This window comes from Aminobacter sp. LjRoot7, from assembly GCF_964252895.1.
In the GTDB taxonomy this organism is placed as follows: domain Bacteria; phylum Pseudomonadota; class Alphaproteobacteria; order Rhizobiales; family Rhizobiaceae; genus Aminobacter; species Aminobacter aminovorans_B.
In genome coordinates, this window is the sequence record NZ_CAXUPX020000018.1 from 1 (window position 1) to 14,580 (window position 14,580).

At 58.7% G+C, this 14,580-nt stretch carries 16 protein-coding genes and 1 pseudogene; 2 read left to right on the forward strand and 15 right to left on the reverse strand.

What is annotated here, in order from left to right; genetic code table 11:
* Nucleotides 1-304: 304 nt before the first annotated feature.
* The gene (locus ACSQ3E_RS29130; RefSeq protein ID WP_436125299.1) at nucleotides 305-742 is read left to right on the forward strand and encodes a CBS domain-containing protein; all 438 of its coding nucleotides are present in this window, start codon (nucleotides 305-307) and stop codon (nucleotides 740-742) included.
* A 185-nt stretch (nucleotides 743-927) separates the two neighbouring features.
* Here ACSQ3E_RS29130 and ACSQ3E_RS29135 read toward each other — a convergent pair whose 3' ends face one another.
* From ACSQ3E_RS29135 to ACSQ3E_RS29160, 6 genes and pseudogenes are all read right to left on the reverse strand, one after another.
* The gene (locus ACSQ3E_RS29135) at nucleotides 928-1,386 is read right to left on the reverse strand and encodes a hypothetical protein (RefSeq protein WP_436125300.1); all 459 of its coding nucleotides are present in this window, start codon (nucleotides 1,384-1,386) and stop codon (nucleotides 928-930) included.
* Nucleotides 1,387-1,430: 44 nt separating this feature from the next.
* Complete coding sequence (locus ACSQ3E_RS29140) at nucleotides 1,431-1,760, reverse strand: hypothetical protein (protein WP_436125301.1); 330 nt, start codon at nucleotides 1,758-1,760, stop codon at nucleotides 1,431-1,433.
* Between the two features lie 35 nt (nucleotides 1,761-1,795).
* Nucleotides 1,796-2,170 (reverse strand): hypothetical protein, encoded by a 375-nt coding sequence (locus ACSQ3E_RS29145; RefSeq protein ID WP_436125302.1) that lies wholly within the window; start codon nucleotides 2,168-2,170, stop codon nucleotides 1,796-1,798.
* 54 nt (nucleotides 2,171-2,224) lie between these two features.
* Nucleotides 2,225-3,034, reverse strand: coding sequence for a thermonuclease family protein (locus ACSQ3E_RS29150; protein WP_436125303.1), 810 nt, complete (start codon nucleotides 3,032-3,034; stop codon nucleotides 2,225-2,227).
* 568 nt (nucleotides 3,035-3,602) lie between these two features.
* A complete protein-coding gene (locus ACSQ3E_RS29155) occupies nucleotides 3,603-3,926 on the reverse strand; it encodes a hypothetical protein (protein ID WP_436125304.1) in 324 nt (107 codons plus the stop codon).
* Nucleotides 3,927-4,311: 385 nt separating this feature from the next.
* Nucleotides 4,312-4,731: pseudogene (locus ACSQ3E_RS29160) on the reverse strand (PLP-dependent transferase); the annotation flags it as partial.
* Nucleotides 4,732-5,767: 1,036 nt separating this feature from the next.
* On the opposite strand from ACSQ3E_RS29160, the gene ACSQ3E_RS29165 reads away from it, so the two are divergent.
* Entirely contained in the window at nucleotides 5,768-6,631 is an 864-nt protein-coding gene (locus ACSQ3E_RS29165) for a helix-turn-helix transcriptional regulator (RefSeq protein WP_436125305.1), read from the forward strand.
* Nucleotides 6,632-6,667: 36 nt separating this feature from the next.
* Here ACSQ3E_RS29165 and ACSQ3E_RS29170 read toward each other — a convergent pair whose 3' ends face one another.
* From ACSQ3E_RS29170 to ACSQ3E_RS29210, 9 genes are all read right to left on the reverse strand, one after another.
* Nucleotides 6,668-7,366, reverse strand: coding sequence for an ABC transporter ATP-binding protein (locus tag ACSQ3E_RS29170; protein WP_436125306.1), 699 nt, complete (start codon nucleotides 7,364-7,366; stop codon nucleotides 6,668-6,670).
* 14 nt (nucleotides 7,367-7,380) lie between these two features.
* Nucleotides 7,381-8,151, reverse strand: a complete 771-nt coding sequence (locus ACSQ3E_RS29175) for an ABC transporter ATP-binding protein (protein ID WP_436125307.1) — start codon at nucleotides 8,149-8,151, stop codon at nucleotides 7,381-7,383.
* Nucleotides 8,148-9,302 carry a branched-chain amino acid ABC transporter permease gene (locus ACSQ3E_RS29180; protein ID WP_436125308.1) on the reverse strand — a complete coding sequence of 385 codons (1,155 nt, stop codon included), beginning with the start codon at nucleotides 9,300-9,302 and terminating at the stop codon, nucleotides 8,148-8,150. The genes ACSQ3E_RS29175 and ACSQ3E_RS29180 overlap by 4 nt, the downstream gene beginning before the upstream one ends.
* Nucleotides 9,303-9,304: 2 nt before the next feature.
* Complete coding sequence (locus ACSQ3E_RS29185; protein ID WP_436125309.1) at nucleotides 9,305-10,195, reverse strand: ABC transporter permease subunit; 891 nt, start codon at nucleotides 10,193-10,195, stop codon at nucleotides 9,305-9,307.
* Between the two features lie 77 nt (nucleotides 10,196-10,272).
* Nucleotides 10,273-11,556 (reverse strand): ABC transporter substrate-binding protein, encoded by a 1,284-nt coding sequence (locus tag ACSQ3E_RS29190; RefSeq protein WP_436125310.1) that lies wholly within the window; start codon nucleotides 11,554-11,556, stop codon nucleotides 10,273-10,275.
* Between the two features lie 298 nt (nucleotides 11,557-11,854).
* Nucleotides 11,855-12,712: an urease accessory protein UreD gene (locus ACSQ3E_RS29195; protein WP_436125311.1), complete on the reverse strand. Its 858-nt coding sequence runs from the start codon at nucleotides 12,710-12,712 to the stop codon at nucleotides 11,855-11,857.
* Nucleotides 12,713-12,722: 10 nt separating this feature from the next.
* Entirely contained in the window at nucleotides 12,723-13,337 is a 615-nt protein-coding gene (gene ureG, locus ACSQ3E_RS29200) for an urease accessory protein UreG (RefSeq protein WP_436125312.1), read from the reverse strand.
* 19 nt (nucleotides 13,338-13,356) lie between these two features.
* Complete coding sequence (locus ACSQ3E_RS29205; protein ID WP_436125313.1) at nucleotides 13,357-14,142, reverse strand: urease accessory protein UreF; 786 nt, start codon at nucleotides 14,140-14,142, stop codon at nucleotides 13,357-13,359.
* Nucleotides 14,078-14,578, reverse strand: a complete 501-nt coding sequence (locus tag ACSQ3E_RS29210; RefSeq protein WP_436125314.1) for an urease accessory protein UreE — start codon at nucleotides 14,576-14,578, stop codon at nucleotides 14,078-14,080. Before ACSQ3E_RS29210 ends, ACSQ3E_RS29205 begins: the two co-directional genes overlap by 65 nt.
* Between the last annotated feature and the right edge of the window lie 2 nt (nucleotides 14,579-14,580).

Consider the following 14,580-nt stretch of genomic DNA (forward strand, 5'->3'; position numbering starts at 1 on the left):
CGTGGTTCGACCACTCACTCCCGGATGTTTACCACGAAGGTTTCGCGTCCGGTCCGGCTTTCCGGAACGGTTTTGGAAAAACGATGCGACAAAAAAGTTTGGGGCGGCATGCCTGATTCATTTAAACGCATGCCGCGTTTCGGATCCCACGCGCCTGAATAGTCTGGTCAGACCGCATCGTCCGGGTGCATAGTGATGTCCGGGACGTCGCGGGCGGGTCCGCTAGCAATGCCATTGCTCGGTCCTGTCTTTTGTGCTGCATCCGTCCGCGATCCCGATGGGACCAGGCCACATGGAGGCTACCATGCTGGTAAAGGAAGCGATGACAGGCGAAGTGCGTTGGTACTCCCCCGATACTCCGATACAGGAAGTCGCGCGCGTCATGCGTGACGAAGGTATCGGTTGCGTGCCGATCGGCGAGAACGATCGGCTCGTTGGCATGATCACAGATCGCGACATCACTTGCCGCGGCGTGGCCGCCGGCGAACGCCTCGATGCGTTGACGTGCCGCGCTGTGATGTCGCCCGGCATATTCTTCTGTTTCGAGGACCAGACCCTGGAGCAGGCGCTTGGACAAATGCAGGAGCACCAGGTGCATCACCTTCCAGTGCTCAACCGGCAGAAGCGGATGACGGGCCTCATCTCGTTGGGTGATATCGCTCTAAAGGGCGAAAGTTCGATCCTCGCACCGCTTGCCAAAATCGCCGCACGCGACGCTGAACGGCACCTGCAAGCCGCCTGAGGTTCAGGGACACTTGCGGTAAATAGACGGGGCGGCTGCGTTTAAACGGAATCAGGCATGCCGCCCCTGAGCCAGACGGAATTGGCTCCCCGCCGGGATCCCGCGACGGCCGCTCTCGGCTGATCGATGAGCATCGGCGCCGGCAAGGCGACCCCTGTAGCCGGCGGCGGTTTGTGTGCGCCAATTCAATCATGACGGCCTACCAGAAGGCGAGACTTCACTTTCTTTGCCACTTCGTTGAGCGTCGCCACAAGCCGGTTGCTTTCTGAAAGCGTCCCGGACATCTCGGGTCCATAGCGAGAGATCAAATATTCGCGATCATCGGTCATCTTGATCAGGTGGGCGAGCGTCAATTTGCGCAAGATAAGTCCACCATCAACGGCCAACGTGGCGCGATCTGCCAAGTTATGAAAATGCGCACGAACTCTTTCGGGAGGCGTCCCTCGAGCCAATAGAAAGGCGTTCAGGTAGAGTTCAATGGCATGGATCGCGCACAATCGCGCTGGGGCACGGGAAATCGGCTCGCGAGACCTGCCTTTCGACATGAGCGTCTCCGCTGCCGCATGATATTCATCGGCGAGCTTGACTATCTCTGCAGGGGTTGCGCTGGCACCAGGATAGGGTTTGGCTGCGAGATCCATCATCGACCCAAAAATAGCAATGTAAGCCAGCGACGCTGCATCCCAAGTTAATGGAGGTCCTTCAGGCGAGCCACAAAGCGGAAACGCAGACCCGCAGCGTCAAACTCAACGTCATCGACGGCGTACTCGGCAATGTACCCAGTTCTAGTAAAACCGGTTCCCCGATCAGCGGCGTACGGATCGTCGTTGGTCAGAATTACTCGCTTCTTATCAAGGATAGCCGCTACCAGTTCATCGGATTTGGGCGATCCGGGTCGGACCTGCGGGTCATTATAACTCTGCCCTACCCACCAGTGCTTGTGTACGCACGGTAGCTTTTCGCCATCCACGAGCGCGAACCACGATCCATGATGTCCCGTTGCTTTCGACTTGACCATTCAAGTCTCCTCCGCCCTGTTTTGCCCGCCAAGACCTAGGTTTTTTTTCCAAGAGCTCTGTTCCGCCGTTTTTGGATTTCGACTGCCAGCAGTTCCTCCAGCTGAGCCGTGGTTGTATGAAACGTGCTCCAATCTCCCGGCACGACGAACGCAAAATCTTTCGGGAAAGGCTTTCCGCTGTCGATATACGAATTGAAGACGCATTCTGTTTTCGTGCCGTCCGAAGCGTGTATGTCATAGACCACTCTGTACGATGGGTACTTTCCGTTGCCGTCCCTCCCAATTCTGACTCGCGCGTTCCCATGCTCCCGGATGCAGTGATCCAAAGAATTCAGAATGGTTTCCGCATAGGATTTGTTGTCGTTCAGGATGTTCCAAATGTCCTTGATGCTTACGTCAGGTGCCAACATATGTCCTCCATCAATGTTTTCCTCGGTGGACCGCACAGGACACGGCGCTGTAATTCAGCGTCTCGCCCTTCGCCAGCCTGCGTTCCGCGCCTCCTGCTCGGAGCAGAACCAGCGCTCCCCCTTCCCTGTCGAAATCCTGGTCTCGTCGTAATAGGCCTGTCCGGGGACGTGATAGATCCGCTCACCCTTGTCGCTGATGTTTCCCTTGATGTTGCAATCGCTGCTCCAGACACTGAACGGCGGCGAGCTGATTGACTGCTCGGCGGGCTGGTGCTCTCCGCGCCACGCCCAAGGCTCCTGAAACGACCCTGACCAGATTCCGCGCTTCGCCGCGCGCGCCGACACCTGCTGCCCGGCGTATGCGCCTCCGCTATACTTTGGCCAGTCGAGCGCATGACCGTTCTCAACCAGCCAGGCGGCCACATTCAGACCGTCAGAGCGAAAGCAGTCGCCGACAAATCGCCCGTACTGATCCCATTCGGCAAACTCGCATCGGATCGGCCGAGATTGGGCCAAGAACTCATCGAGAGCTTCGGCAGCCCTTGAGCCGCATTGATAGCGAAAGCCCTTTGAGTCCTCGCACTGCTGCGACGACTCGGGTGCATCAATGCCGTTGAAGCGGACCCGTTGTCCGGCAACCTCGATCGTATCGCCATCAACGACAGTAGCTCGCCCATGAATGGTCTCGGCAGCGGGGGCAAAAGGACTGAGGTTGAATTCGCTAGTCCCGACATAGAGCGCGCCAGCCCCCGCAACCAGCACTGCCAGCGGCAGCCAGACGGGCGCACCCCGACCGCGGCGATGACCGGCCAGATGGCGGCGTCGCCGTTGCGGCCTTCTGCCGAATTCAACTATCTTCCCCACCCGCGAATGCCTGTATTGGCAAATCCCGGTTGTAGAGAAGCACAGATGCCCAACGCCGTCGAATCTCGCACGACGTGCCCCCACATCAGAACTATGGATACAGTTTGTAGCCTCATAGCACACGGCTCAAGCCAGTTGCCGGATTCCTTGAGCTATCGTCATGTTTGGCGATACTCGCCGGAATGCCGGCCAGCGCGCGGTCGCGGAGAAGCTCGTGCAGATAGCAGTGATCGGAGCGACAGCCCTTGCAGCACTGTTGGGCAGCGATATAGGTTCAACGTCATGACCGGCTACGACAAATCGCCAGACTATGGCGGGCCGCGAGCCACGAAATGGTTTGTCGCGGTATGGCTGATCGCAGTGATTGCGGCTGCGGCGACGATCTATTGGCTTACTTGAAGCCGTCCCAAAAACTGCCCGCCTAGCGCCCTTGGTCGGACCACAATTTTCGGTAGTGTCTCAGTTTACATCCAGGCCGTTGCCGCAAGCTGCATCGTTTTCTCACGATACATGTGCACCATTGCATCCCTCAATGTTTCGCCAGTTCGCGTGGATGCAATGCACGAGGCTATTGGCGCCCACGAAGCTGCGCTTCCCATCGATCGGCAAGCATGAGCTGTTCGAGTATCCGCTTCATCTGATGGGCGGGGTCGTCAGTGGCTAAGGGGCGCACTGCTGTCGCAAGCCTGAAGGCCAGATCAGCTATTTCCCTGTTCGCTAGTTTGGATTTCCCGCAATCACGAATGTTCGAGGCGACTGTCAGAGCCACGGATTGGCTGTCCCTCGCCGTTGCAATGTCAGCAACAATTCGGGCGCACTCCATCAGGACCATGAACAGTGCGTGGTTGGCATCCTGGTGGCGCACCTCGAGATCAGCTTGGCTTGCAGACATTTCCCCCTCCCCAACCAGCCTACAAAATAATCTGCGACGTCCCGCTTTGTCGACGACGAACCTTCGCCGAGCGCTTCGGTGATGGCGTCATCGCCGAGCGCCGCCAGGCGGAACCTGGTAGCGCGCCATCCCATCCGTCCGCCGATCGAAGCCCTCAGCTTGCCGCTGCGCCGGCGACAGCGCGCCGGAGAAATGTCCGATCCCCGTGGCCAAGCTCGACCGTCTCTCGCGCGACGTGGGAGTTCACCGGCGTGGACGATGGCGAAGGCGATCGAAGGTTGCTGAGTGACGCGAATTGCCGGCGGCCTTCACTCAAGGTCCTTGTAATGGTTGACCTTCATCTCTGGTCCTCCCCTACGGCGCCATCGATGCTCTGACAACACCCTCAGGCGACAGCTAACGCCTGGGTGAGATCGGCAACAAGGTCGTCGGGATGCTCGACACCGATCGACAGCCTTATTGTCGATTCAAGAACGCCGATCCGTTCCCGGACAACTTTGGGCACACCCGAATGGGTCATCGCAGCCGAGTGGCTCGCCAGCGATTCCGTGCCGCCGAGGCTGACAGCAAGCTTGAATATCTGCAAGGCATTGAGAAAGGCAAACGCTGCGGCCTGACCACCGACAATGTCGAACGAGAACGTCGATCCGGCTCCTGTGCATTGCGTCTTGAAGACATTTGCAGCCGGGGTGCCTTCGCCGAGGAACGGCAGATAGGCCACTCTTGCGACCTTTGGATGCTCGGCCAGGAATTCGGCGACGATGCGGGCGTTGGCGTTGGCCTTCTCCATGCGAATACTCAGCGTTCAATTCGGCGATCAAGGCGGCGGAGCTTAAGAAGATCGCGCCTACGCTCGGCGTCGAGCTGGTCGCACTCGAAATTGACCCCGGCAATGTCGGTGTACCGGACATCGCCCGGATTGCCGAGCGCATGGCCGAGTTGCGCGAGCAGGGAGTACGGTGGCTTTACGTCGGCTCAAGCTCGTTCCTGAACGCCAATGGGGAGCTGTTCACAAAGACGGCGGTTGAGCACGGCATCGCCATAGTCAGCCCATACGAGCCGCTGGTGCGCGAGCACCACGCGATGCTTTCCATTGCGGCCCGGCTGGAAGACGTCGGGCGTCTCGCTCAGAACAGGCGCTCAAGATCCTGCGCGACGGTGCGACACCCGGGGACCTTCCGATCGTGCGGGCAACGGACTTCGCCTATGTCGTGAACATGGAGGTAGCCAAGAAGCTGGACCGCTACCCTCCCTTCGCCTTTCTCCAAGTGGCTGAGGTGGTGAACAACTGACCCGCAGGGGCAGACGAAGCACCTCGGGGTTCGGAATGAACACCCCCTTCTGGCGCCGGCGCAGGGTCAACGGAGCGCTGCATCCGAAGAACCGCTGGAATGCCGTATCGATTTGCTCCGGTGACATGGCCCCGAACTGCACCTTGAACAGGAATCGCTTTAGGATAGCCGGTCCGACCGCTATATCTGGTTGAATGCACCACGCGCCTTGCCCGCTTTAGTTGCTTGACGTTACGTTAGAAGTTACTAATGGTCGGCCCAAGCTCAAATCTAGCCCAGATCCCCGTCCAGGCAGCCCGCGAGCCTAGCGCCCGCGCTTCCCCCCCTAGCGCGGGCGCACGGGACATGACCAATCGAGGGCAGAACAGGACGTTCACCATGGAAAACCACCGCTCGATGGAAACGATCTGGAGCCTCGGCCCTTTTGACCAAGAGTTGCGTGGTTTGTGGTAAGGTGGGGTACTTGCTGCCGCAAGGGTGCCGCAACGCAGCCATCAGGGGCGCAAACCTATCCCTGCGGTGAGGCCAACGCCAACTGAAATGCCGCAATTGGCAGAATACCCAGTCATTTTTGCGTTGTGCCAGGTGAATTTTCTACTACACTCTTATTCTACATTCTTTTGCGGACAGGTGCTCATTCAATCGGAAGCTGTCGAAATGTTCCAAGGTGACGTAGCGAGACTGCCTAAGAATGCCAAAAGTAGAATAGAGGCGTCTGCGAGTTTCAGCGAAGCGCTCGATATATTGATGGAGATTACTGGAGAACTTGGATTTACTCAAGTATTGTACGCCTATCAGCCAGTGCGACCACAATTACCGAGTGGTGACTGGTTACCCCTCAAACTCAATGTGCGGAATTTCCCAAAGGGGTTTGAGGACGGCTGGGAACGGTTCATGAAAATCGACCCCTATTATCGGGCCTGCTTCGATGGGACGTTGCCCATCGATTGGGTACAGGTGCAGGCTAGCGAACAACTTGCATCCATACAGCGGGAAGCCTGTGCTTACTTGGGGGATTTCGGACTGTCGCGCGGCATTACGGTTCCGGCCCACCTGCCGTTCGGGCGTTTTGCCGTCATGAGCGCTATCATCGACCGGACAAAGGTTGAATGGGACTCGCTACTTGATCAGACCCGTGAACCTCTCTTCAGTCTGATGCACCTTTTTACGAAGGTCATCTTCGACCTGAAGTTCGAAAGCCAGATAGACGTCGTTCGCTGGAATAAGCTAACCCCGCGTGAACTAGAATGCCTTCGTTGGGCATCAGCGGGCAAGACTTCGAGCGAAACCTCGATCATTCTTGGCAGATCGCTCGAAACGGTGAGACTGCACATCAAGAATGCGATTGCCAAGCTTGACGCAGCGAACCGGTCTCAGGCTGTTGCCATGGCCATTCGGCTTGGTCTGATCTGACCTTGACCCTATACCGGCTGGTCGCTGGCTGTCGCTTCAGATCGCGAGATAGCGTTGCGCTACTTCCGGATCCTCCAATTCGTTGGGAGAGATTCGCGCGACGATCTGGCCCTTGTCCATGACCAGGCAGTAGTCGGCGACGGAGCGGATCAATTGGAGATTCTGCTCCACGATCATGATTGTTAGCCCTTCCTCGTCCCTGAGGCGACGAATAATCGCGCCAATTTCCTGGACAATATTGGGTTGAATGCCTTCGGATGGTTCGTCGAACAAGATGATCTCTGGCCGCCCTGCCAGAATACGACCGATGGCAAGCTGCTGCTGCTCGCCTCCGCTCATCGAGCCAGCCAATTGTGGCAGCCGCTTCTCAAGTATCGGGAAGAATGAAAAGGCCCGCTTCCAGTCGGGGGCTACGGCGTTACCGACACCAGAACCTAGCGTCAGGTTCGCGGCAACGGTCATACGCGTGAATATTCCCCGCCCTTGCGGTACATAGCCAATTCCCAATCGAGCCCGGCCGGCAGCACTGAGGCTGGTGATGTCATTGTCGCGATAAGTAATTGACCCGGACATGGACGGCAAGGCGCCCATGATCGTCTTGATCAAGGTAGTCTTGCCGACACCGTTGCGCCCAATGACGGCGACGATCTCACCGGGTTTGATGTCCACGGACACATCATTGATGATCCGGACGGTGCCATATCCGGACCTGAGGTCAGAAATCTGGAGCTGCATGTTCGATGTCTCCCTCACAAGGTGCCGAGGTAAATGCGCCGCACGTCCGCATCAGAGGCGATCTCGTCGAAGCTGCCCTGCGCAAACAGCTTGCCATAATGCAAGACGCTGGTGCGGGCGCAGAGATCGCGAATGAACCCCATATCGTGCTCGATAACGATGGTGGTGACTTTCTGCACGTTGAGCTGGCGAATGATTGCGGCCGTTTTATCGGTCTCCTCCACCGACATTCCGGCTGTCGGCTCGTCGAGAAGCAGGATTTCCGGATCGAACGCCATGGACATGGCGATAGCCAGCCACTGCTGCTGGCCGTGAGAGAGTTCGCGAGCGAGGCGCTGCTCGTTCCCGGAGAGGCTGATCTGTGCCAGAAGCGCTTCGACTCGTTCTGGAATCTGGCGGGCGCTATAGTGGCGGCGCAACGGGATGAACAGGTTCTGAAAGACAGTGAGGTCGGCGAAGACTCGGATGTTCTGGAATTTCACCGACAGGCCAAGGCGGGCACGGCGGAAAGCCGGTACGCGGGTGACGTCGTGCCCCCTGTAGAATATCTGGCCCGATGTTGGTCTGTCAGTTCCCATGAGCATCTTGAAGAACGTGCTCTTGCCAGCACCGTTCGGCCCAAGAACGCAATGGATCTCGCCCTCGGCGATTGCCAGCGACAGCCCGTTGAGGGCACGCACGCCACCGAACACCTTGTGCACGTCGCGCACCTCAAGGATGGGCGATTGGGTCGGCGTAAGCTGCGCTGCTTCGGGCGTCGCGCCGATTGAGGCCTGGTCGTTCATCGCGTGCGCTCCATCTTTGGAAGACCATAAACCTGGGAAGTCGCGTTGTCGGATGCGGGGGGCACGGGCCGGCGTCGGCTGAGCAGACGGCCGATTGCCTGGCCGACGCCCGTGAACACTCCCTCGGGAGCTGCCAGCATGGCGGTAACCAGGATGCAGCCAAGCACCAGCATGGAAACCTCTCCCCATGTCGACAGTTCGATTGAAATCCAGTTGAGCGCGACAGTACTGACGATCACCGAAGTCAAGTCCTTGCGCCCACCCACGGCCACCCAAATGACGACTAGGATGTTCGCCGCGACACTAAATCCGTCCGGGTGGATGTAGGTACCCCAGGCCGTATAGAGTGTGCCGGCGAGCCCAGCGATCGCCGCCGAAAGACAGAAAACGCCGAGTTGCACCAGCCGCACGTCATAGCCGAAGGTCTCGGCCCTCTCCGGATCCTCGCGCACAGCGACGAGGACATAGCCGAAGCTGGAATTCACGATCCAGCGCAGACCCAAATACACGGCGATACCCACGCCGAGCACAAGCCAGTAGAAGGCCCGACCACGGCCATCGAACTCGAACACGGCACTGCCGAAACCAAGGATAAGGCTTGGAAGGGAGGGATCGGACGCAGTGGCTGGGCTTAGGCCATTCATGCCTCCAAGGTAAGCAGCACCGACGACGTAACTCGGGTCCGCCGTCTGGCGCATGAAGAGGCCGAAAAGCAATGAGGTCACCAGCATCAGGATAGCGACATAGACCCCCTTCAAGCGGCTGTAGAACATCAGCGCGCCGATCAGCACAGCAAAGATAGCTGGCACCAGGATTCCCGCCACAATTGCAAGATCGGTGTTGCCATGGGTATCGATGAGGTTCATCGCGACGATACCGTACGCATAGCCCCCGATGCAGTAGAAGGCTGCTTGGCCCAGGCTCAATATGCCGCAATACCCCCAAATCAGGCAAAGGCTCAAAGCGAGGATCGATGAAATAAGGAAGTTGCTGGCCGTGATGACTTGATAGCGCGATCCGAAGAACGGCAGCAGCACGAGAAGAGCCACCACCAGGAGCCAACAGGCCCAGAAGAACCGGCTGTTGCCAAGAGTCTGCTGGCCATTGAACGAACTCAGGGAACGCAGAAAGCGATTGGAGTGGGTTTGCATGGTCACCTCTGCGTCGCGCGCGTGCGACGTCGCTCGATGAAGTCGGAAATGCCGGATGGCATGACGAGGAGAGCCAATAAGGCCGCGGCCATGACCGAGACATAGCCGATGTATTCGTTGAAGACGTTGGAGGCGAACGTTTGCACGCTGGCCAGGTAGAGACCGGCATAGGCCAGACCGAGGATTGGGGCGGCGCCCCCACCGATCACCACTGTGATAAAGGCCATGGGCGTGTAGTTCTGGCCGAAAAACGGCGAAATCGTCGCGGTCATGGCGAACATCGCGCCTGCGACGCCGCCAAGCGCAGAGCCAAGGCCGAAAGTCAGCGTATAGACGCGCCGCGTGTCGATGCCGAGCGCGTTGGCCATCGCGGGGTTTTCCATGGTAGCCTGCGCTTGTGTTCCCAGCTTGGTCCAGCGGAAGATCGCCCAGACGCCGGCGATGAGCCCGACCGCCACCAGAAACATGACAACGCGATAGACACCGAACGAGAACGGACCGACGCTGAAGCTGCCAAGCGGCGTCGGCATGTTCATGATTGAAGGACCGAGCACCAGCAGTGTGCCCTGACTGATGATCAGACTGACCCCCCAGGTCACGACCAGGGAGGAAAGCAACTGATTGTAGAAATGGCGGATGACGAGACGCTCAATGACGATACCGGCGAGCCCCGCTCCGAGCCCGGCAAGGGCAACCGCTACCGGGGCGGGGGCGCCTGCGTGGAAGGCGGTGACGGCGACATAGGCGCCGATCATCATCAGTTCCCCATGCGCCATATTGATGACGCCCATCATGCCGTAGATTATGATCAGGCCAACGCCGGTTAGCAGCAAAAAGCCGAGATTGTCAAAGTATTGGTATATGTAACTGATAATCTGACCGAGAATATCCATAGCGATCTCCACGCTACCGCACCGGTGTGGCAACCAAGGAAGCGTGCCGTGGCGCAAGGCCACGACACACGATGACTTCAGTCCTTCTGAAAAAAGTCCTTCCACTTCGGATTGTCCGGCGGCAGAAACTGCCGGCCAGGGCCATCCTTGCGCATGTCGACGTCGACATCTGTGAGGAAGGTCGGCTCGGTCACGCCCAGCGGAGTGATGAGTTGGAGTTTATGGGTATCATCGACCTTGAAGAGGTAGGTCGGCATGGCGGCATGATGCTGTGAGCCCCGCAACGTCCAGGGACCGCCCGGCGCATCGGGAATGGACACGTCTTCTTCCAACGCCTTGATAACGGCGTCGGTGTCAGTGGTGCCGGCGCGCTTCCACGCATCGGCCATCGCCTTGACCGCAACATAACCGAAGGCAGCGTGCTCGTTCACATACACGGCGTCTGGGAACATGGCGCGAATCTTGGTGGCGAACGCCTTGCTTGCGTCACCCGGAACGTCCTCGATATAGGCCGGCGGAACATACATGTTGGCCAACGACGGCGGAGCGAAACGCTTGTGCTCGTATCCATCGGAGATGGTGACATTGGACCACATCGGCGTCACAAGGCCGGCAGCGCGCGCCTGGGGATAAAACTGCACCTGCTCCGCACCCACTAGGCAGTGCACCTGGAAGTCAGGCTTGATGCCTTTGATCTTGTCGATCGTCGACTGCCATTGCGAGACGCCGAAAGGAAAGTATTCTTCCATCTCGATCTTGCCGCCATAGAGCCCTGCGGCAACGCGAACCCATTGTCCGATGGCCCGGCAGAAATTGTAGTCCGCCCCGATGAAGGTTATCCGAGGGCCCATCTCCTTGATCATATGCCTGAGCGCGGGAAGGACCTGCTGTTCTGGCGTTGGGCCGGAGAAGAACGAATACTTGTCGGCGATGCCGCCCTCGCCCTGATTGTTGTGCCAAAAGATTACCTTGTTGCGGACGACTTCCTTGCGCGCAGCTTCGCGCTCGGCGCCGGTATAGCCGGCCATGACGACATTGGCCTCGTCGTCGAAAATGCAACGTTGGGCCATTTCCTGATAACGTTTCACGTCTGACTGGCCGTCATAGGACACCAACTTAATCGTCTTTTTTGCACCATCGACTTCGATGCCGCCGGCGTCGTTAATCTCCTTCACGGCCAGACGATAGCCGTAAGTCTTTGGCGTCGACATAATCGAGAAGTCGCCCGAAAGATCGTCTACCGTGCAAAGGACGATCTCATCCTGAGCCCAAGCCGGCGCACTGGCCCAAAAGGCCTGGACCCCTACAATGCATGCAAGCGTAGCTAGAGTTTTCTTGAGGTGGGTAGGAACCAGTTTCATTGTTTTTTCCCTCTGGTGGTAGGCCATGAGCCAAGCATGAAAGCTTTGCGGATTGACCTAAGGGAAGTGTAAGGCGCTGGTGCAGTGTCTGCCATTACCCGAAGAGGGAGGGTATTTCGAGCTCGCTGCCAGGTGGCTTCCCGCCGGAAGGAACTTGAAAAAGCAATTGGAAGGCGGCAGCGGATACCGAATACTTCCTCTGGCTTTACTGGGAGCCCGGTCAGTCAAACCCCTGCGTTGCTGCCAGTTCACGCTCGCCGCCTGGCCCCCTCGCACAACTGCGGTCAGCAAATGCCAGTCAACATTTGCGGATGGGGCGAGCCGGCTTGCCGGCTAGATAGGGCCGCACGAGGCTCCAGCATTTGTACACCGCCTCCTGGCAGGCCCATGCTTCGGCAGCGAGAATTCGACAGATGACGGTGTTGCCGATGCGGGTGGCGCCAGCCGAGCCGACCTCACAGTCGGAGAGTTCTGCCTCGATCTTGCTTTCAATCCCGGGCGGCAGATCGCTGCCCACAGCGATGACCGTCGCCATCTGCGACGCGCCTCCCCACAATCGACAGAGCGCTTCGGCCTCCTCAGCGCCTTCGGCGATCAGGCGGTCAAGCAACATGACCTCACCGTCGATTCGTACTTCGAATTCGGACTCCAGCGCGTGAAATTTGAAGGCCTCGCCCGATCCGTAGTGGATGCGGCCGGCCGCGATCATGTCGGTTGCGAACAAGCGCGACGTTGCATCGAGATCGATGCGCGTGCGACGTTCCACACGCGAACCCGCAAACAGGATGGCCTCGTCCGGATGGTATTCGAGCAGCGCGTCCGCACCAACGGTGATGCGGATCTGCTCACGCGAGGTGGCGCCCTGCGGACATTTGTAGAACTTGCTGGCCGCCGTCGTCGTGATCAGCGCGCGCGTGCCCTTCTCCATGGTGGCGTAGAGTTCGGCCGAATCGCCTTCGACAAAGCCGCCGCCGCTATTGATGGTGAGTAGAAAGGGCTGATCGTCATTGTCCTGATAGTGGCATCCTTGCCACTGGTAGGGAATGCGCCAGCTCTTCGGGTCGATCTCGGTTCGGCCGTTGCGCCTGATGACATGTAGATTCATCAGCGCATGCTTGCCGATGATCCAGTTGCTGTCGGGATAAACGATCTGCATGGTGACGGCCTCAGGCTGCTACAGACATGAGGACGCTGTGCTCAATCCAGGTGGTTACGGCCTCAAGTCCGGCACCGGTCTTCATGTTGGTAAAAAAATAAGGCTTGGTGCCGCGCATCTTGCGAGCGTCCTGATCCATGACCGATAGGTCCGCGTCGACATAGGGCGCGATGTCCATCTTATTGATTAGCAGGAGCGGTGAACGGGTGATGCCAGGCCCGCCCTTGCGCGGGATTTTTTCGCCCTCGCCGACATCAATCACGTAGATATGGCTGTCGGCGAGTTCCGGACTGAATGTGGCCGAGAGATTGTCGCCGCCGCTTTCGATCAGGATCAGGTCGAGGTCGGGGAATCGCTTGACCAGGTTGTTGACGGCAACGAGGTTCATGGAAACGTCTTCACGGATGGCCGTATGCGGGCATCCTCCCGTCTCCACGCCGACAATGCGGTCCAGATCGATAGCGCCGCTACGCGCAACGATCTCTGCATCCTCCTGGGTGAATATGTCGTTGGTGATCACCGCGATGGAATACCGCCGCCCCATCTCTCGGCAGAGCTGGATGAGAAGCGTGGTCTTCCCCGAACCGACGGGCCCCGCAATGCCGAGGCGGACTGGTTTGCGCATGAACTGATCCTTTCACGCATTAAGAGATACAAAGCCGAGTTCGAAGCCGCTCATGGCGCATGGAGGCAATGTCGAGCGTCGCAAATGACGACGACAGCTTGCGCAACTCGCGGGTTCGAGCGATTTCGGAACAGTGTTCTACGAGGGGCGCGACATTAGCGACGATCCGCTGCGCCTCGGTCTGGCCAAGCGGGGTCAGCCTCTGGACCACGCCGACCAGGCTGGAGAAACTCGCCCAGAGAAAGCTGGTGACGGTTTCCTGCTCGGTGAAGCCAAGACCTGTCGAAAGGGCGCCATAGGCGATCGCGTGGTGGCCGTCGCACTCCTGCCTAGCGACCATCTCGGCGAGCCGGACGATCTGCGCGAGGTCAAAAATGTCTTTGCCCGCGGCAATGAGGGCGGTCCCGGTCATGATGGAGGCATTTCGTGCTTCCCGGCTCAGTTTGATGGCGCCAACTTGCCGGTCGATTTCCGCGATGCCGCCCATGTCGTCCAGGTAGCAGCTGCGATAAGCCAGCGCGACCGCAGCGGCATCGCCCGTGGCCAGATTGAAGCGCAACCAGTCGACACATTTGGTTTCTGCTTCAGCGGCATTGCAGATCGTGCTGTCGTGCAGCCACGTCTCGAAGCCGTAGGAATGGGTGAACGTTCCAGTCGGGAAGGCGGCGTTCGTCACCTGCAGGAGCGCAAGCAAGCGATCGCCGCCATTGCTATTAAGTCGAGGGGTTGTCACCTCGTTCCTAATGGTCGTGGTGCCGGGCCACATCGTGGGCATCCGTTTCGTGATCGTGGTGATGATGAGCACCGGCGGCGCCAAAACGGCGACCGACGAAAGGCGCGCGGACACGCTCGATGGCAACGCCCAGACGATGCAGCATCTGTGCCGCTAGGGGATCGTCGGGGGTCAAAATGCCGTCCTCGCGAAAACGGGCTGGCCGGTGGAAATTGCCAAGCTGATAACAAGCCGCCCACCACGCAATGCTATCGTCGCCGGGTTTCAGGAAGAGTAGGTCCTCGTCCTTGGCCTTGACTACGACCGCCGTCTCGTCGTCGAAGCAAAGAACGTCACCGTCCTGGAGTTCGGCACCGCGCGGCAGGGATACCCGCAACGGCCGCCCCAACTGAGTGGTCACAGCGAAATGCGGAGAGGCCCGTTCTTCCGACGTAAGCTCAAGCATATCTATTTTCTTGGGATGCTTGAGATCGGTAACATGGCCAATGATGCTGGAGATGATGCTCATTC